The organism is Flavobacterium sp. T12S277 (assembly GCF_048514875.1).
Lineage (GTDB): Bacteria > Bacteroidota > Bacteroidia > Flavobacteriales > Flavobacteriaceae > Flavobacterium.
Genome location: NZ_JBLYEG010000023.1, coordinates 20,331 through 40,112, shown reverse-complemented (window position 1 = coordinate 40,112; position 19,782 = coordinate 20,331). Strand labels below are relative to the sequence as shown.

Here is a 19,782-nt window from a genome sequence, read left to right as displayed (position 1 = left end):
CTTCGCATATTTTGCGGGGTGCAAATGTAATATCCGTTTTCCATTCTCGCAAGCTTTTTTTGAATTTTTATTTGAAAATTTCTTTTCGTTTTGATTCTCTCTCTTGCCAGTATTTCGGTGAACGTCTATCGCTGTTGCGGGTGCAAAAGTAGTCACTTTATTCGCTTTCACAAGCTTTTTAGGGAAGTATTTTTGATGTTTTTGAAAACTTTTTGTTAACACTCTGATAACACCCCTTTTACAATTTAACCTATTTTTGGTTTTGAAAGGTTTTTCTTTAGTGAATTAGATTCAATACTACACCTGCCTTTGAAATACCCCGATTTTACTGGTCTCGCAAAACAAACCCGACAGGTTTTGAAAACCTGTCGGGTTTAAAAAGACGCTACATTTTTGTTTTTTGGGTTATTTTCGTTTGAAAACCTATCCCCTAGCCCCGATAGAAGTGGAAATCCTTTTGCTTTTTCCTTTAAAAAGCAAAAGATTGTAACGAATAGCGGGAGAGGGCTTCTAAAAAATTCCAAACTCCAAACTCCAAATTCCGAATTCCAAGTTCCAAGTTCCAAGTTCTAAATTCCAAATTCTAAACTTGATGGCTTCGACTTCGCTCAGCCAGACAAAAGCACTCTTATTATATTTTCGCTCGGTTGGACAAAAATTACTCTTATATATAGGTAGACAAAAATAAACCCGACAGGTTTTTGAAACCTGTTGGGTTGTTATTATAATTTATGGAAGACTACTTCCATAACAAAATGAATGTTTATTTAACAATCAGTTTTTGCACGGCAGTGTTTCCGTCCTGTTCTACTTTGATGATGTATACACCACTTGGTAAACCTGAAACATTGATTTCTGTTTTCTCTGTTTTAACAGCATGTACTTTTTTACCAGACATGTCAGAGATCAAAATGTTTTTAGTGCTAGCTGATGCCGATTCGATATGTACTTTTCCTTCCGTAACCGGATTTGGATACAATACAAAACCTTCAATCACATTAACCGGTAATCCTAAAGTACAGGTAGTAGACGATACGTTTACCGTACGTGTTACTGTTGATTGATTTTGCAAAGCGTCTTTAACGGTGTAGGTAATTACATACTGACCCGGAGTGTTTACGTCGACAGTACCTGATACTACTACTGACGCAGTTATATCTGTATTAAGGTTGTCTTTAGCCGTATAACCTGCATCTGTAAATACACATCCTTTGTCTATTGAAACTACAGCATCACCTAACAATGTAATTGTAGGTTTGGCCACCTCAATCGTTACAGTCCAGTTTTCAATAGATCTGTTTTGTGCAGTCACATTATACACTACTGGTCCTGTATAATTCAGGGTAGTTACACCGCTAGTTTGAATATAGGTTCCAATACGCAATGTAGCAAAATCCGACACCTGCACAACAGGCACCAAGGCACTCAAATTAGCATTATTATTCACCACAACTTTAACGGTTTTCAAAACCGGATCAATGATACTTGTTCCAATTTGATTGGCTACAGAATAGCTAAGAATACCAGCCTGAGAATTTTTCGCATTAATATCTATCGTATAGTTCGTTTGAGCAAGTTTGTTCTCTGAAACTACCGTTACCAGGAAGCTATTACTGTAATCTGAAGCAACTACTTTTGAGTTCAATTGTTTTACTCCGTCTACGAAAAGCTCAGCTCCCGCAGAAATAGTAAAGTCTGCTACTAAATTGGTTACATTATAACCAAACGGTACCGTTTTAGTTACATTGTTTCCTGCAATATCAGTGATGATTTCTTGTGGTAAACTAGGGTTTGAAACTGTTTTAAAGTCATAAGAAAGCAATTTACTTTGATCACTTAAACCTGTTACAAGTTTAATAGTATAGGTTTCAGTGATTCCGGTATTAAAACCAACACCTTCCACTGTTAAAGTAACCGGATTGCTAAAATCGTTTGGCGTTACTCCGTTAACTTGTGTAACTCCACCAATTTTTGCAATACTCTTCATTCCTAAGGTATAATTGGCAATGGCAGTTGTTAGATCTGATCCATTACTTAATAATATAGAGAACGTTTTGGTTGCTGCATCATAACTTGATGATAGTTGGTTGGCAAACTCGATTTTTTGCAATAGTACCGGTACATTCCAGAATTTCCCCTCACCTACACCATTGGTATCGGCATTGGTTACAACAGCTGTGTTATCGCTTATTGTACTATCAAATACAAACGGTTTATCACCTTCTGAGAAGCTGTAATACGCCAATAATCCAGGTTCGTTTCCAACATATTTAGTGGTTGAATTTGCTGCAATTGTTGCCTGATTGCGAACTCCTGCCCAAATACGAACTTCATCGATATTACCAATTAAACCACGAGCCAATCCTGCATTATTACCTATATAAGCCGCTGAAGTAGAATTTGTAGTTGATGCTCCTGCAGTACCTGTACTAGTATAAGGAACTGAAACTCCGTCAATATAAACCGTGTACACATTGGCAGCACTTACGGAATACGCAATATGGTGCCATGTATTTTGTTTAATCGTATTTACACCTGTATTAATTACATACGAACCTGCGGCTGTTGTAATCGAGATTACTAAACTATTCTCTTTATAAAGTGACAAGCTATTGTTGTTATGTATAAACATCAATGCTGTACCTTTATCTAAAAGTCTACCAAAAATAGAAGGCTGCTTTTGATTCACCCAAAGCTCATACGTATAATTATTCGTAAGATTCAGCGCTGGTGAAATTGGCGAAACATCAGTTTTAATAAAATCGTTTACACCATCAAAAGTCCCTGTAACATTAGTCGCATAATTTGCAGCATGTGAAAGTGTTACAGACTTAGAATCATTTGTTGGATCTGTATCTGCAGGCAATTTGGTGTATACGTCAATCGTATAATCGCCAGGAGCTCCTAAATTAGCTTTTGCAGCAAATGTAAAAGTAGCTGTTGCCCCTGCAGCAATTGAAGGCACATGAGTCTCAACTACTTCTGCCATTCCATTAACTTTATAAGCTACAGGGAAGTTCGAAATTGCTACTGTTGAATAGTTACGAATTACAGCTGTAACCGCCACTGGTGCATTACCTGGTTTAATAGGCGCTGCAATTCTTTCTACACTTGCATCAGCAGCTGTAAATGGCAATACATTAATGGTGTATTCTTCTACTTCAAAATCACCTCTTGAACTTGTTAATCCGTCAAAAGTTGGTCCCAAATTAACATTGTAATATTCTGATGGCGAACGGAACATATGAACGACACGCATTAATTTTTCGCCAGCTGTTGTACCCGCTGGAATAGTTAAACCTCCTACCAGAGTAAAATTGTGTCTGAAATAGTGAGTGCTTGTTGTAGATGGAATAGCAGGTGCTGCAGAAGTTGGTGTAGTATTTACCCAAAAAGTTCCCGCATAAAATTCATCTGTTAAATTTCCATCACCATTTAAATCGATAACAATCATGGTAAATACCCCTGTTGCACTCGCTGACAAGTCTCTTGTGATTGGTGTCTCCGGTTTGGTGATTGTCGCTTCCGGCTGATAGGTAAAACCAGCATAAACCGGAATTTTTATATTTTTAAAATCAGAATAGGCTGTAGTTCCTGAATTGTTTACCACATCATTCCATTTTAATTTCGAAATTGCATACCCATTTGTATTGGTATGAACCGGTAATTCATTTTTATTGTATACCACTTTTTCAAAGGAATCGTTAGCAGGATTATCATCCGCTAAATCAGTCCCGGCTTTGATGGTATAAGTAGCATCCACAACTGATAAATTGGCTTTTGTAGCAAAAGTAAAAGTTGCAGTACCATAAGCAGCTATTGTAGGAACAACGTCTGTTACTTTTGCTGCGCCATTTACCTGATAAAATACAGGATGGTTCGTCAGAACATTTGGTCCTAAATTAGTTACTCTAATGGTTATATCATGTGTACTGCTCTTTTTTCCTAAAACCTCAGGTGTTGTAATCGAAACTACTGACACGTCATTTACAATAGGTTTTACAACACAGCTAATATCAGCAATCCATCCTAATTCATTAGTATTACTATCTGAAGTGAATCTAAAAGTTAACTCTCCTCCAGCAGCTGTTGATGTTAAAGAAGGAGGTAAAGTATTCCCTGTAAAGGTTCCTAATAAAGGCGCTGATGCACTTGTACCATTATAAACATACAGATAATCAAAATCCTGCTCTACATTAAAAGCAGAAAAAGTCACTTTTACACTGTTTCCTACTACGTTAGGTTTGAAAGTTATCGTTTGTGAAAGATTATCACCATAATTAGCAAAACGTGTACCGCTATCTGTAAATGTTGCTGCACAGGTAGGTGCCGGAGCGGCAGAACCCATCAAGATATCAGTTCCAATATTACTTACACTTTTTTGAATGGAGTTGTTGTCTGCAACTACATCACCTGTATAATTTACTTTTCCAACTACTGTATAAAGTTTAGGAGTTGAAAAATCTGCTTTTTGCACAAAGTCGTAAGATACCTCGCTTAAAGGATTGATAGGTCCTGCGATAGTTTCAATTACTTCTGCTCCTCCGTCGATTTGATACGATACCGGAACATTACTTACTGCAACAGGAGAATTGTTCAATACTTTTATTTTTACCGTTTCAGTAGCTGTAAGCCCTGTATTGGTAACCAAAGAAGTTAATTTTAAATCGGTTGTAGTCGCTTCAAAAATAGACACGTTATCAATAAACACATGACTGTATACGTTATCGTTAGCTACTACAATTACATCGTTATCTATAACAGATTCGAAAGCAATACTAAAGATAGTTCCCGCATAAGCTGATAAGTCGTAAATCAATTCAGTACTTCCGCTTAAAACAGTTCCTCCATAAACACCAACATTTTCAGAACTATTAACAGGTGTACCATTTACAACCAGTCTGAAAAAGTTTTTGTTTGTTGGTCCAACACTATTCCAAATTAAATTAAATTTCAAACGAAGTGCTTTTCCAGCCAAACTTGAGGCATCAATATCGCAGAAAGATACTTTCTTAACAAAGTTTGGATTATTTGCGAAAGCATTTGCTGTTGTACTAGCTACCCACGGTGAAGCAGATACATCCCCAGATCCGGCCATTTTTGCTCCGTCTACAAAACTTGCATTAACGTATTCGTATTTCACAGTACCGGTTGTACCTTTAGAAAATACATAATTTGATGCTTTTCTGGAGTTAAAATTTTCAGTAAAAGGAAGTGTTACCGCACTAACAACAGCTCCGGAAACAGGTTCTACATTTACCGCTCTTACTCGCTCAGAAACTAGTCCTGTTGCAATATCAATGCTTCTTACGGAAAACCAGTTATCGTTTCCAGGTGCAACTACGAAAGTATAAGTAGGATCGGTAACTGTTGCTACAACGTCAAACTTATAACCGTTCATTTTTAAAACTTCGTATTTTGCTCCTACGATAGGATCCCAATCCATTTTATAAGAGGAAGTCCCACATGCTGAAGGTGCTATCACTAAGTTTTTAGGCTCGGTAATAATCGTAAATACTTCTCTTGAGGTATCCACTTTACTACCAGCAATCACTCTTACTTTTGCATTAGCCACAATTCCCGCAGGAACTTTCCATGCAAAATTTCTGGCTGCTGATGGAATATCTTTGGCGATTACCTGATAGTTAATTCCTCCATCAACAGAATATTCAAGAGTAAACGTTTTTGGCTCTCCTTCATAATCCCAACGAATGTATTCTGTAGTATCAGTATTGATTTTTTCTCCTCCTATCGGATAAGTCAAAGTTAATTCCGGAGCTACATAATCGTATACTACTGAGAATTCCTGTGTACCAATAGGCACTCTTGTACCGCTAACAATAATTTTATACGTTCCCGGTGCAGGATTGTCTAGAGTGATCTGTTCGATGTTATTCATATTATCAACTCCACGAACTGCATTCACATTTGGTGTTGTCGGATTTAATATCCATGGTAAAGTAGTTACACCGTCCTTTACAATTTTAACATCTAAATCGTTAACCAAAATAGAAGATGCTCCCGGTGTTCCTTGCAAATCAGTATAAGCAAGCATCACTTTTAAAGTCACTAAACCGGCCGGTACAACAATTTCTTTCTCATTGCTTTGTCCGTTCGATACGCTCTCAGAATAAAACATTTTGTTGTCTAAAGCTCTAATCGCTCTAAGTCCATTTAAATTTCCAAAACCATATTTATAATCCGGTCCAGGATTTCCTGCATCTTTAGAAGTACCTGTTACCAAAGCTTTCATTAAAGAAGCCAATGGTTTTGTACCGTAAATGTTCTTGTATCTTTCATAAAGCAAAGCTACTGTACCTGTAGTTCCAGGTGTCGCCATAGAAGTACCACTCATAATTTGATACGAGTTACTGTAGTCTAATGAATACACATTAGTTCCTACAGCGGCAATCTGAGGCACCAAACGACCGTCGATCGTTGGTCCGAAACTACTATAACTACTAATTAAATCATCCGGATTATTAGCAGCCACATGCAGCGCGTTTTTTGAATTTTTAGTTGAAGTATTAAATCCACCCGGATATGCGGTTTGTGCATTTCCGTTTGAATAAATGTTTAATAAATAAGGGAATGTCACCGTAACGTTGTCGTCTCCACGATCACCGCTATTGTATCTTCCAGTATTATAACCTGAAGCTAAATTTACTCCGTACGAGTTTGATGTGATCTCAATACCGTCCTGAGTAGCAGCGATAGCTCTTTCTGCCTGAACAGTCAGACCATTAGACTGCGTATTAAAGTTCCATCCGTACATTTGTACTTCAGGAGCCATTCCTCTTGCTTTTGGATCTAATAAACCAGCACCACCAATAGTTCCGGAAACGTGATCACCATGCGACGAATTTGATTCGTACTCTCTGTTAATTACTCTTCCAGTGTGGTCTTTATGTGGTTCCAAGTTACCATCCCAAACACCCACTTTTACTCCTTTACCGGTTAATCCGTAACCAAAGCCCGGAATTGTAGATCCCAAAACATTTGCTTTGTGCGAAGTTACACCCGGCTTGTTGTCGCTTTCTACCGGAGGCGCAGCCAATTCGATATTTTGTACCCAATTGAACTTTGCTAATTCTTCCAGTTTCTCTTTTGAAGCCTGAACATAGATTTCATTAAAGGTCGTGTCATTTTTGCTGTTTTTCAAAAACAAACCTGCCAGGTCCTGTTGGATACGTTTGTTATCAACCCCTTTAAAATAACTGATGACCACTTTAATTCCGCTATTACCCTCTAAAGCGTAATCCGGAATTGCATTGTCTACAATCATTTGATCCAGTTTGAATTTTGGATCTACGGCGATCACAGCTCTTATATTGTCGGAAACACTGCTCTTGTTATAAAATTCAGGAGCAATTTCCGCATAATAAGCGTTGTTCGATAAATAACTAAGTAATGTTATCCCTTGCGATTTTAACTTTTGTTGCTCTTCTACAGAAGGGATTTTTGTAAACTGCAACAGTGTGTACTCAGTTTTAAGGTTTTGTTTACTGGTACTTTTTTTGTCTTTAAACTGCTGTTTAAAATTGGAAGTGGTCGTGATTTTATTTCCGTTGACGGAAATGGCAAAATCACTGTCAGATGTCTTTTGTGACCATAAGGACATAGTCACTAATAACACAAATAGTGTAAGTAGTTTTATTCTCATAGATTAAATTGGTTTTGGTTAACATAGTGGTTGTTAATCAGTAAACCTACAAATTAAACTATAATTGACAAATTATATTTGTAATTAATTTGTTAAAAAACAAAGCAAAAACTCTTTTAACTACAAAAATTATAACAAAAACGCTTATTTTACGGGGCTTCAGCGAAAAATCAAAAAATCGTAATTTAAGTAAGTAAATTCTTTTGATTAGAACTTACTTTGTAATCCGAAACCAAAAACCATAAAAAAAGACTTACAAAATTACTTGTAAGTCTTTTTTGAAATATTTTAAATAAAATGCGGTTATTTTTCTGCTTTTGTCTCTTTTGCTTTCGCCTCCCACTGACTCATTAAATCATCATAATTTACAGGATTTGCTGCTTTTTGATTGACGAGTTTTCCGGAATCAAATGCCCGCACCAAAATCGTTTCAATTAAATAATCCTCATTAGATTCAAAAGGCTTGTATTCGGTTTTTAAACTAATGTCAAATAAATTGGCTGTGGTATTGGATACAAAAGCTTTAAAACCACTTTTTAAAGTTCGGATTAACTCGTAAGTGGTTATTCCGGTTTGCCTGTGAATGAGCTTGACCAGAATCTGACCTTGTTTACGGGACAGTTTTTTAAGTCTCGCTTCAAATTCGTTATTAAGATAGTCCTCCACAATCTTAAAATACTTTTTCTTTTCACGGTTGGTTTTCAAACGTGCCATTCCGTTATTCAATGCTGTCAATCGATCTGCGGCAAGCCTTGCATACGGATATACCTTATACACACGGTTTTGCAGAATCGTGAATTGCTTTTGCGCTTCGGGATCCAGTTTTTCTTTAGAAATGATAATTTCAGGCAATTCGATAGTATCATTCAAAATCGAATCCTGCTCGGTTAATATGTAGCCCATTTGCTCATTCTCTTTGGGTTTAACCTGAGCCTGACTAGTTAACGAAATCAATATAAAAAATAAAATAGGGGCAGTAAATCTCATCGAGTCATAATTTAAATGTAAAATTATATATTTATATACAACTCTGATACCAAATTTATAAATTAGCAAAAAAATATTTTTATGAGCACAAAATCGATCTTAAAAGATACCTCAATTGCTTTCCTGGAAAGCTATCTCAATAACGCCTCCCCTACAGGCTACGAAAGCGAAGGGCAAAAACTTTGGATGAATTATTTGAAACCATATGTAGATACTTTTATTACGGATACTTACGGAACGGCTGTAGGAGTTATAAATCCCGATGCTCCGTTTAAAGTAGTTATTGAAGGGCATGCCGATGAAATTTCATGGTATGTGAACTACATTACAGATGATGGTTTGTTGTATGTAATTCGAAATGGTGGTTCCGATCATCAGATCGCCCCTTCCAAAAGAGTACACATTCATACGAAAAAGGGAATTGTAAAAGGTGTTTTCGGATGGCCTGCTATTCATACCCGTTTGCGGGCTAAAGAAGAAACACCAAAAATCAGTAATATTTTTATCGACTTAGGCTGTGAAACCAAAGAAGAGGTTGAAGCAATGGGCGTACATGTAGGTTGTGTGATTACTTATCCGGACGAATTTATGATTTTGAACGAAAATAAATTTGTATGTCGTGCTATCGATAACCGAATGGGTGGTTTTATGATTGCCGAAGTAGCGCGTTTGTTAAAAGAGAATAAAAAAACACTTCCTTTTGGTTTGTATATCGTAAACTCTGTTCAGGAAGAAATTGGACTTCGCGGAGCCGAAATGATCGCTCAAACGATTAAACCAAATGTTGCTATTGTAACGGATGTTTGCCATGATACCACTACTCCAATGATCGATAAAAAGGTAGAAGGAGATTTAAAAATGGGTAAAGGACCGGTTATTGCCTATGCGCCTGCCGTACAAAATAAACTTCGTGATCTGATCGTAGATACCGCAGAAGAAAAGAAAATCCCGTTTCAGCGTCATGCGACTTCCCGTGCTACAGGAACCGATACCGACGCTTTTGCTTACAGTAACGGCGGTGTGGCTTCAGCATTGATTTCTCTGCCTTTGCGTTATATGCACACTACTGTAGAAATGGTTCAGAGAGAAGATGTTGAAAATGTAATTCAATTGATTTACGAATCACTACTTAAAATTGAAAACAACGAAACTTTTTCTTATTTTAATTAGTGCTTAGTGCCTAGTCCTTAGCTCTAAGCTTAGATTTCATGAAGATAAGTTATAATTTTGAAGTAATTAGTCCCTAGCTACTAATCGTAATAACAAATCACCAGGAACTAGGGACTAAGCACTAGGGACTAAGGACTAAGAACTAAAAATCCAACCAGAATACTATGAAAATACTGCTACTCGAAGACGATTTTACCTTATCTAAAGAAATCTCTGCATTCTTTACTTCAAAAGAGTTTGAGTGTTTTCCCTATTATGATGGCTCGTTATTGCTGAAAAAATATTTTCCTTACGAATATGATTTAATCATTCTGGATATTAATGTTCCGGGCAGTAATGGTATTGAAGTTTGCAAAGGCATTCGCGAAGTCGATAAAAAGACGCCAATTATCATGCTTACTGCTTTTAGCGAAATCGAGGATAAGCTGGCTTCTTTTGATAGTGGTGCCGATGATTATCTGGTTAAACCCTTTCATTTTGAGGAACTCTATGCCCGAAGCTCCTCCCTTTTACGTCGAAAGGAAATTCCACAACAGACAGAAACAAAAATAGTTATTGCCGATTTGGAGATTCTGGAAAGCGATATGAGAGTATTTCGTTCCGGTGAAGAAATCAAACTAACTCCTAAAGAATTTAAGCTGATTCTGATTCTCGCTCATGCAAAAGGTAAAGTTTTATCGAAACAATTCATTGCCGAGAAACTCTGGGATTATCACATCGAAACCAATCAGAATACGATTGAAGTTTACATTAATTTTTTAAGAAAAAAAATCGACAAGGATCATGTTGTTAAACTGATTCGGACCAAAGTTGGCTACGGATATTATCTAAGCGATCAGGAATGACTTTAAAAAACCGGATATCACTTTTAGTAAGCTTATTATTTACAATCCTTTTTGGATTGGCTTCTACATTGATATTTGTTTTGTATTCTAATTTTAGGAAAGAAGAATTTCGCGATAGACTGGAAATTAAGGCGCTTTCGAACATCAAGCTTTTAGTCAACGTTAAAGAAGTCGACGATCAGCTTTTAAAAATGATCGACCAAAATTCGATCAACCGATTGTATGATGAAAAAACACTGGTCTTTGACTCTAATTTTAAACTCATCTACAGCAGTATTGACGATGCAAAAATTAACTGGTCGGTTGACGATTTAAAATACCTCAAAAAGCATAAAACCTTTTTTAAGCAGCAGGGCGATTACGAAGTTTATGGTGTTTTTTATGATACTAAAGACAGGGATTTTTATGCTTTAATATCGGCCACCGACGATTATGGCAAACGAAAATTACTTTTCCTCCGCTATACCTTAGTCATTTCTTATATCTTTTTCTCCTGTATTTGCTGGGTTTTGACCTCTTTTATGGTCAAAAAAGCCATGAGTCCGCTAAGCATTTTTCATCAAAAAATAAAAAACATAAACGAGAACAATCTCGATACCCGCGTTGCTTCCAAAAACAATAAAAATGAAATTGATCTGATTGCCAATGAATTTAATTTCATGATGGACCGGATTGAAGTTTCGTACCAAAAACAAAAAGAATTTACGGCTAATGCCTCTCATGAACTAAGAACTCCCCTATCGAGAATTACTTCACAAATTGAGAACACTATTGCCGATCCCGCAACATCAGATAAAGGGAAAAGCTTTTTAAAAACCATTTTGTCCGATATCAATCAACTGACTGAATTGATTAACTCACTGTTGATTCTTTCTAAAATTGACAACAAGAAAAACGAAAGCACAGAACTGCATCGTATGGATGAAATTTTGTTTTCGGCCATAGAAAATCTGAATAAAAGTTATCCCGAATTTCTAATTTTATTTGAAATCGAAGAAAACAACAATCTGGATACGGCTTTAGAGGTAAATGGCAATAAAAATTTACTGGAAATTGCCCTGACCAATATCCTGAAAAATGCCTGTGTTTACTCTGATAACAAACAGGCAAAAGTGACCATCAGTACTCAGGACGATCAATTAGTGCTCTCCATTTCAAACACGGGAGAGACTTTAAATGAGGAAGAACAAAAAAATCTTTTTCAACCTTTTATGCGCGGCAAAAATTCGAAAGGGACTTCGGGTTTTGGCCTTGGATTACGTATTGTTCAACGTATCCTAACCCTTCATAACGCATCTATAACCTACAGTGTTCCATATATTAACACGAATTTATTTCAGTTATTTTTTCATTCCTAATTTATTTTAAGTTATTTTTAAGGTAGATTTTAAGGTGTCTTAAAGTCCGGTGATAGCATATTTGTATAAATTAAAAATGATACAATGAGAAAACTCTGTGCATTCCTACTTGTACTTTTCGGTCCGGTAGTTTTGGCTCAAAAAACAGTCACCCTTCAGGACTGTGAAAGCCAATTTCTTAAAAACAACCTCTTTTTGTTGGCATCACAATACAATATCGATGCTTCTAAAGCACTAACCATTCAGGCCCGAATTTGGGATAATCCCTCAGTAACGGCAGAACTTAATGCCTACAACCCCGAAAGAAATCAATATTTTGATATCGGAAAGCAAGGGCAAAAAGCATTTGGCATTGAGCAGTTGATCTATCTGGGCGGAAAAAAACGCAACGAAATTAAGCTGGCTCAAACCAATGAACAATTGGCCGAATTACAGTTTAATGATTTACTAAGAACTTTAAAACTGCAATTAAGGAAAAGTTTTTATACCGTATTCTACAACAAAAAAAGCCTAGAAACTACCGACAATCAGCTTGCTCATATCGAAGATCTGATCAGCTCTTATTCGGTGCAGGTACAAAAAGGCAATCTTCCTTTACGGGATCTTGTTCGTTTGCAATCGCTGTATTTGAATTTCAAAAATGAGCGTATGGAAGTGGTCAATGAGAACATTGAAGAACAGGCCAACTTAAAATTGCTTTTAAATTCTGCCGAAAACGTAATTCCGGAAGTCTCTAAAGAAGAGTTTAATAAATACCTGAAAACCGTTCCTTTTGATCTTAAAACCTTTCAGGATGAAGCCATTGCGAATCGTCCGGATTATTTAGCCAAACAAAAGGATATCGAAGCCAATGAAATAAATGTAAAATGGCAAAAAGCACTTTCTGTTCCTGATATTACTGTGGGCGCCACTTACGATCAGCGCAGCGGAGCTTTTAACAGAGAAGCCAATCTGACACTTGGAATTCCATTGCCTCTTTGGAACAAAAACAAGGGAAATATTAAATATGCGAAAACCATTTTAGAGCAATCAAAAGTTGAAAAGCAAAATTTTGACCTGCAACTGCAAACCGAAATTACATCGGCATGGAACAAATGGGAAGAATCCCGCAAAAACTATGTGGTCATCAAACCAACTGTAAATTCAGACTTTGAAGCAGTTTACAATGGAATCCTGACCAACTTTCAGAAAAGAAATATCAGTTTATTAGAATTTACCGATTTTATGGAAAGTTACAATCAGGCCGCTATTCAGGTAAACGAACTAAAGAAAAAAGTAATTCTTTCAGGCGAGGAATTAAACAGTACCATCAACAAAGACTTATTCTAAAACTAAATAAAATGAAATATAAACTACTAATAGGAATTGCTTTCGTGAGTTTATCCCTCGTAAGCTGCAAAAAAGAAGTTGAAAATCCGGAAACAAACACCTCTTTTGCTTTAAGCGAATCGATGCTGAAAACCACTACAACAGCGGAGGCAGTAACACAACCTGTAAAAAATGTATTGAGTTTTTACGGAAAAATTACCGCCGATAATAACAAAATGATTGATGTTTACCCCCTTGTGGGCGGAAATGTCATTAAAGTAAATGTCGAACTTGGCGATTATGTACGCAAAGGACAAGTTCTGGCTACTATAAAAAGTACCGATATTGCCGATTTTGAAAAGCAATCTATCGATGCCAAGAATGATTTGCTGGTAGCCAAAAATCATTTAAAAGTAGCACAGGAATTATTTGACGGAAAGTTAAACTCTGAAAGCGATGTACTTCAGGCAAAATCGGAGGTAAATAAAGCGCAATCACAATTGAGTAAAGTTCAGGAAACGTATAAAATTTACAATATAAAAGCAGGTTCTATTTATGAAGTAACGGCACCAATTAGCGGTTTCATCATTCAAAAAAGCATCAATCAGGATATGCTTTTGCGAAACGACCGCTCTGAGAACATCTTTGACATTGCCGAGATCAGCGAAGTTTGGGCATTGGCCAATATCAATGAAATTGACATCAACAAAGTAAAACTGGGTATTGATGCCGATGTTACTACACTAAGTTATCCTGATAAAGTTTTTAAAGGAAAAGTAGATAAAATCTTCAATGTTATTGACCCTGAGACCAAAGCCATGCAGGCACGTATAAAACTGGAAAATCCTGGTTATATGCTGAAACCCGATATGAATGCGAATATTAAGTTATCGTATAGCGAAGCTCAATCTATGATAGCCGTACCCAGTAAAGCGATTGTTTTTGATAAAAGTAAAAACTTTGTCATGATTTTTAAAGATCGTCATAACATTGAGACCAGACAAGTAGACATTTACAGAGTCGTAGGCGATGTAACCTATATTTCGAAAGGCCTGAAAGAAAATGAAAAAGTAATTACCAACAATCAGTTATTTATCTATCGTGCCTTAAACGAATAATGAGATGGAAAAGTCTGTAAAAATATTGGGGTTTGCCACGTTATTTATTTCAACACTATCCTTTTCGCAAGAAACTGATTCGATACGAAAATATAGTTTGGGATTTCAAATGACGTCTATCTATCAATACCATCCGGCTTTTCATGCTAATTATTCCGGGACCAACAGTATGTCGCCCGAAGCCGAAGGCGCTCTGTCGTTAACATCAACTTTATATCTTGATGTTCCGCTTTGGAAAGGCGCTACCCTAACTTTTAATCCTGAAATGTCAGGAGGCGAAGGTTTGTCTCAGGCTAAAGGATTGGGCGGTTTTCCTAATGGGGAAACTTTTAGAATTGGAGATACTAAACCAGTTGTTTATGTGGCCAGAATGCTTTTGGAACAAAAATTTCAATTTAAAAACAACCAATCCTTACAGTTGGTTTTTGGAAAATTCGGACTATCCGACTATTTTGATACCAATCGCTACTCGCACGATCCCAGAACACAATTTTTAAATTGGGCCCTAATGACACATGGAGCGTGGGATTATGCTGCAAACACCCGCGGATATACCGATGGATTATATGCGAATTACCAATTGGACTCCTGGCAGCTAAGAGCTTCATGGTCGGCTTTGCCTACCAATGCTAACGGTCCAAATGTTGAGTTTAGTTTTAAAGATTATAACGCCATAAACGTAGAAATTGAAAAGCAGCTGACCTTTCAAAATAAAGATACAGGAACCATTAAATTGTTAGGTTTTAGAAATACAGCTGGGATGGGAAATTACAACGAAGCCAATTCAAACTTCACCACAATTCCAGATATAAAAAGTACCAGACAAAATGGACGCACCAAGTATGGCATTGGTTTAAATATGGATTATACACACGGAGATAATTGGGGACTGTTTGCCAGAATGAGTTATAACGACGGTAAAAATGAAACCTGGGCTTTTACGGAGATTGACCGATCGGCACAGTTGGGAATGAACCTGAACGGAAAAATGTGGAACCGAACCCATGATTTTGCCGGTATTGCCATAGTCGCCAACGGATTATCGGATTCACACAAACAATATCAAAAGCTCGGAGGAAATGGTTTTATGATTGGTGACGGTACGCTGAATTATGGTGTCGAGCAAATTGTAGAGCTGTACTATTCGTTTTTAGTTCCTAATACCCATATTACACTTTCGCCGGATTACCAGTTTGCCATGAATCCCGCCTATAATAAAGACAGAGGCCCCGTTCAGTTTTTTGCCTTGCGTTTTCATACCGAATTCTAATTAAGAAATACAGATTATAAAAAATGCTCCGCACAGCAGCATCAAAAACAAAAATTCATCATTAAAAATACTTTTTAAAATGAACAAATTCATAAGAAACATTATAGCTTTTTCCCTGAAAAACAAGGCATTTACCTTTTTCTGGGTGGGAATATTGGCCGTTGCAGGATTCATTTCTTTCAAGAACATGCCTATCGATGCTTTTCCGGATGTAACCAATACTCAAATTATTATCATTACACAGTGGAATGGAAAAAGTGCTGAAGAAGTAGAACGTTTCGTTACCTCGCCTATCGAGATCTCCATGAACTCGGTACAAAAGAAAACCAGTGTTCGCAGTATCACCATGTTTGGTTTATCGGTCATCAAAATTATCTTTGACGATGGTGTCGATGATACTTTTGCGCGTCTTCAGGTCAATAACCTATTAAAAAATGTTTCGCTACCCGATGATGTAGAACCGGATGTTCAGCCTCCTTATGGACCCACGGGTGAAATTTTCAGATATATTGTAAAAAGTGACAGCAGAGACAGCAGGGAATTACTAACCTACCAAAACTGGGTGATTGACAAACAATTGCGCTCTGTTCCAGGTGTTGCCGACCTGAATGTTTTTGGTGGACAAACTAAAACTTATGAAGTTGGAGTTGATCCTATAAAACTAGCCAAATACAACATTACACCGCTTCAGGTTTACAATGCCGTAAACGGAGGAAATTTGAATGTTGGTGGAGATATCATTGAAAAAAATGGTCAGGCCTTTGTCGTTCGCGGAGTTGGACTTCTAAAATCGATTCAGGATATCGAAAATATTATCGTAGACGATGCTAATGGAAATCCAATCCTGGTTAAAAATTTAGCAACGGTTTATGAAAGTGCGATGCCAAGAGTCGGGCAAACCGGTCTGGCTAAGAATGATGATGTTGTTGAAGGTATTATTGTAATGCGAAAAGGTGAGAATCCACAAGAAACATTAGCCTTAATCAAAGCCAAAATACAAGATCTGAACGATAATGTTCTTCCAAAAGACATCAAACTGGTGACCTTTTACGATCGTGATAATTTAATGAATTTCACGACCGAAACGGTTATGCATAATTTATTTGAAGGAATTATACTGGTTACTTGTGTGGTATTTCTTTTCATGGCCGATTGGAGGACTACTTTTACGGTTTCGATTGTGATTCCGTTATCCTTATTATTCGCCTTCCTGTGCCTTAAAATGATGGGAATGAGTGCCAACCTGCTGAGTTTAGGGGCGGTCGATTTTGGGATTATCATTGACGGTGCAGTTGTAATGGTTGAAGGATTATTTGTCGTATTAGACCATCGGGCCCATCAATTAGGGATGACGGCCTATAATAAAATTGCAAAAGGAAGTCTGATTAAAAAAACGGGAGCAGAAATGGGTAAAGCCATATTCTTTTCTAAGTTAATTATCATTACAGCCTTACTGCCCATATTCTCTTTTCAAAAAGTAGAAGGAAAAATGTTCTCACCTCTGGCCTACACCCTTGGTTTTGCTTTAATGGGAGCCTTACTTTTTACGCTGACACTAGTACCCGTTTTATCGCATATTTTATTAAACAAAAATGTAAAGGAAAAAAACAACCCGTTTGTCAATTTCTGGGATCGAATTGTAGGTAAAAGTTTTGCCTGGACTTTTAAGCATAAAGTAAAAGCACTTATTGGCTCTATAGCCCTTTTAGTAACGGTTTTCTTCTCGGCTACATTTTTAGGAACCGAGTTTTTACCACAGTTAAATGAAGGCGCTTTATGGGTAACGGCCGAATTACCAATGAGTACTTCCTTGCCTGAAAGTGTTAAAACAGCCGCTATCATCCGAAAAGATTTGGAGAGCTTTCCGGAAGTTAAAAATGTTTTATCGCAAACCGGAAGAAGTAACGACGGAACAGATCCCAATGGCTTTGGTTTTATACAGCTTCAGGTAGATTTGAAACCAAAATCGGAATGGAAACGAAAAATTACAATGGATGAATTAATTAACGAAATGGACGAAAAACTGAGAGTTCATCAGGGAATTACCTATAATTATTCGCAGCCCGTAATTGATAACGTAGCCGAATCTGTTGCCGGTTTTAAAGCCTCAAACGCCGTAAAAATCTACGGAGATGATCTCGATAAACTGGACGAACTTTCCAATGAAGTTTTGGCGCAAATAAAAAACATCCCGGGTATAAAAGATGCCGGAATACTAAGAAATGTTGGGCAGCCTGAGATAAGTGTTGTCCTCGACAGAGATAAAATGGCTGCTTACGGTGTAACCTTAAGTGATGCACAAGCTGTTTTAGAATTGGCTTTTGGAGGAAAAACAGCTACTCAAAAATATGAAGATGACAAAAAATTTGATGTGAGAGTCCGTTTTTCAAAAGAATATCGTAAAGATGAAAATGATATTGCCGAACTTAAAGTTCCAACTATTAGCGGAATTAAAATTCCGTTAAAAGAAATATCCGATTTAAAAACCATAACGGGTCCCGCTTTTATCTACAGAGACAATACCAAACGTTTTATTGGGGTCAAATTCTCTGTTCGTGATCGTGATTTGGGAAGTACCATTGCAGAAGCACAGGCAAAAGTGGCCAAAATGAAGCTTCCAACAGGTTATACCGTTGGCTGGACCGGAGAATTTGAAAACCAGGTTCGCGCCAGTGCCCGCTTAGCTCAGGTTGTACCGATTAGTTTGATTGGAATTTTTGTACTGTTGTTTATACTGTTCGGAAATATTAAAGATTCGCTGCTGGTTTTAGCCAATGTTCCTTTTGCCATTATTGGTGGAATTATTGCGCTGCATCTTACCCGAATGAATTTTGGAATCTCAGCAGGTGTTGGTTTCATTGCCTTACTTGGAATATGTATTCAAAACGGGGTGATTCTGATCTCCGAGTTCCATCACAATCTAAAGGCAAAGTTCTCACTCGAAGAATCCATTTTTATGGGGGTAAAAGCCCGAACAAGAGCTGTGGTTATGACTGCCCTGATGGCTTCGATAGGTTTAATGCCGGCCGCCATTTCTACAGGAATTGGTTCTGAATCACAAAAACCATTGGCAATTGTTATCATTGGAGGTTTGATTACGGCAACGATTCTGACACTTTTGGTTTTCCCAATCATCTTCTGGGTATTCAACCGCAAAAAACACGTTCCAATTGAATAAAGAGGTTTAAGATATTAATTGGTTAAATTAATTTGATTCCGTTTTAACGAAAAAACACCATTATTTTTAATGGTGTTTTTTTTATATCGCTTCAGAAAAAGAAATGCTCCTGCTTTCTTTAAGATCATTCACATTCAATTAAAATCTTTGTGACTCTCTGTGTACGTTTTGTGTGACTTTGTGAAATAATAGCGCAAAAGAGACAACGCTATATAAAATGAAAAACGACCTTCTGCTCAAGGAAGGTCGTTTCATATACTAACTCAAAAACTCGATTTAAACTTTTATTTTAAATCTTTTAAAATGGCTATAGCTTCTGCAGCGTTTGATAATTGTGCATATTTCAAAGCGGTAAAACCTTTTTCATTTCTAGCAGAAGCATCAGCTCCTTTTGCTAATAACACTTTCAAAATATCCACTTTGTTATAACGTGCGGCGATCATTAAAGGTGATAAACCTTCTGACATCTCGTTTACGTCAGCCCCATACTCTAATAATTTTTTAACGAAATCTAAATCTCCTTTACTAACTGCGACATTTAGCGGTGTTGAAAAACTATTTACAATTTCCAATTGTGGTTTCACAACTGATGTTTGATTTGATGCCATTGAGACATTTGCAAATGCTACTAAAGCAACTCCTAAATAAATGATTGAATTTTTCATAATGATTGATTGTTAACTGATTGATTGATGATTTTTTAAATTCTATGTAAATGTAATTCTATTTTCTGTATTATGTATAACAAAGTACCATGTTTTAACTAATTCTTAACATTCAATTAATAAAAGCCTTTTAAAGTAATTTGAATGTTAGTTGTTTGCTTTCTTAATAGACGCTTGAAAAGTCGATATGTTACACTTTACAATAAAAAAATGTATAAAA

At 36.8% G+C, this 19,782-nt stretch carries 10 protein-coding genes; 7 read left to right on the top strand and 3 right to left on the bottom strand.

Translation table 11 applies throughout. The features are described from left to right. Nucleotides 1–763: 763 nt before the first annotated feature. Nucleotides 764–7,663 carry a S8 family serine peptidase gene (locus ACN1CN_RS21550; RefSeq protein WP_419137565.1) on the bottom strand — a complete coding sequence of 2,300 codons (6,900 nt, stop codon included), beginning with the start codon at nucleotides 7,661–7,663 and terminating at the stop codon, nucleotides 764–766. A gap of 303 nt (nucleotides 7,664–7,966) precedes the next feature. Continuing rightward, on the bottom strand, nucleotides 7,967–8,650 hold the full coding sequence (locus tag ACN1CN_RS21545; RefSeq protein WP_264524142.1) for a DUF4294 domain-containing protein: 684 nt from the start codon (nucleotides 8,648–8,650) through the stop codon (nucleotides 7,967–7,969). Between the two features lie 81 nt (nucleotides 8,651–8,731). Between ACN1CN_RS21545 and ACN1CN_RS21540 the strand changes: the two genes are divergently transcribed. From ACN1CN_RS21540 to ACN1CN_RS21510, 7 genes are all read left to right on the top strand, one after another. Then, complete coding sequence (locus tag ACN1CN_RS21540) at nucleotides 8,732–9,820, top strand: M42 family metallopeptidase (RefSeq protein WP_419137563.1); 1,089 nt, start codon at nucleotides 8,732–8,734, stop codon at nucleotides 9,818–9,820. A gap of 164 nt (nucleotides 9,821–9,984) precedes the next feature. Further along, nucleotides 9,985–10,665, top strand: a complete 681-nt coding sequence (locus ACN1CN_RS21535) for a response regulator transcription factor (protein WP_419137562.1) — start codon at nucleotides 9,985–9,987, stop codon at nucleotides 10,663–10,665. Next, the gene (locus ACN1CN_RS21530) at nucleotides 10,662–12,023 is read left to right on the top strand and encodes an ATP-binding protein (RefSeq protein ID WP_419137560.1); all 1,362 of its coding nucleotides are present in this window, start codon (nucleotides 10,662–10,664) and stop codon (nucleotides 12,021–12,023) included. Before ACN1CN_RS21535 ends, ACN1CN_RS21530 begins: the two co-directional genes overlap by 4 nt. A gap of 84 nt (nucleotides 12,024–12,107) precedes the next feature. After that, complete coding sequence (locus ACN1CN_RS21525; protein WP_419137558.1) at nucleotides 12,108–13,352, top strand: TolC family protein; 1,245 nt, start codon at nucleotides 12,108–12,110, stop codon at nucleotides 13,350–13,352. A gap of 11 nt (nucleotides 13,353–13,363) precedes the next feature. Continuing rightward, complete coding sequence (locus ACN1CN_RS21520) at nucleotides 13,364–14,449, top strand: efflux RND transporter periplasmic adaptor subunit (RefSeq protein ID WP_419137556.1); 1,086 nt, start codon at nucleotides 13,364–13,366, stop codon at nucleotides 14,447–14,449. Nucleotides 14,450–14,453: 4 nt separating this feature from the next. Continuing rightward, complete coding sequence (locus ACN1CN_RS21515) at nucleotides 14,454–15,719, top strand: carbohydrate porin (protein ID WP_419137554.1); 1,266 nt, start codon at nucleotides 14,454–14,456, stop codon at nucleotides 15,717–15,719. A gap of 79 nt (nucleotides 15,720–15,798) precedes the next feature. Next, entirely contained in the window at nucleotides 15,799–18,897 is a 3,099-nt protein-coding gene (locus ACN1CN_RS21510; protein ID WP_419137552.1) for an efflux RND transporter permease subunit, read from the top strand. A gap of 284 nt (nucleotides 18,898–19,181) precedes the next feature. Here the strand turns inward: ACN1CN_RS21510 and ACN1CN_RS21505 are convergent, their stop codons facing one another. Next, nucleotides 19,182–19,562 carry an ankyrin repeat domain-containing protein gene (locus tag ACN1CN_RS21505; RefSeq protein ID WP_264524149.1) on the bottom strand — a complete coding sequence of 127 codons (381 nt, stop codon included), beginning with the start codon at nucleotides 19,560–19,562 and terminating at the stop codon, nucleotides 19,182–19,184. Nucleotides 19,563–19,782: the final 220 nt, after the last annotated feature.

What these genes read in the sequence shown, in the direction of transcription:
- ACN1CN_RS21520 (WP_419137556.1), top strand. Translation starts at nt 13,364, where the DNA reads ATGAAATATAAACTACTAATAGGAATTGCTTTCGTGAGTTTATCCCTC.
- ACN1CN_RS21505 (WP_264524149.1), bottom strand. Translation starts at nt 19,562, where the DNA reads ATGAAAAATTCAATCATTTATTTAGGAGTTGCTTTAGTAGCATTTGCA.
- ACN1CN_RS21525 (WP_419137558.1), top strand. Translation starts at nt 12,108, where the DNA reads ATGAGAAAACTCTGTGCATTCCTACTTGTACTTTTCGGTCCGGTAGTT.
- ACN1CN_RS21550 (WP_419137565.1), bottom strand. Translation starts at nt 7,663, where the DNA reads ATGAGAATAAAACTACTTACACTATTTGTGTTATTAGTGACTATGTCC.
- ACN1CN_RS21530 (WP_419137560.1), top strand. Translation starts at nt 10,662, where the DNA reads ATGACTTTAAAAAACCGGATATCACTTTTAGTAAGCTTATTATTTACA.
- ACN1CN_RS21510 (WP_419137552.1), top strand. Translation starts at nt 15,799, where the DNA reads ATGAACAAATTCATAAGAAACATTATAGCTTTTTCCCTGAAAAACAAG.
- ACN1CN_RS21540 (WP_419137563.1), top strand. Translation starts at nt 8,732, where the DNA reads ATGAGCACAAAATCGATCTTAAAAGATACCTCAATTGCTTTCCTGGAA.
- ACN1CN_RS21545 (WP_264524142.1), bottom strand. Translation starts at nt 8,650, where the DNA reads ATGAGATTTACTGCCCCTATTTTATTTTTTATATTGATTTCGTTAACT.
- ACN1CN_RS21515 (WP_419137554.1), top strand. Translation starts at nt 14,454, where the DNA reads ATGGAAAAGTCTGTAAAAATATTGGGGTTTGCCACGTTATTTATTTCA.
- ACN1CN_RS21535 (WP_419137562.1), top strand. Translation starts at nt 9,985, where the DNA reads ATGAAAATACTGCTACTCGAAGACGATTTTACCTTATCTAAAGAAATC.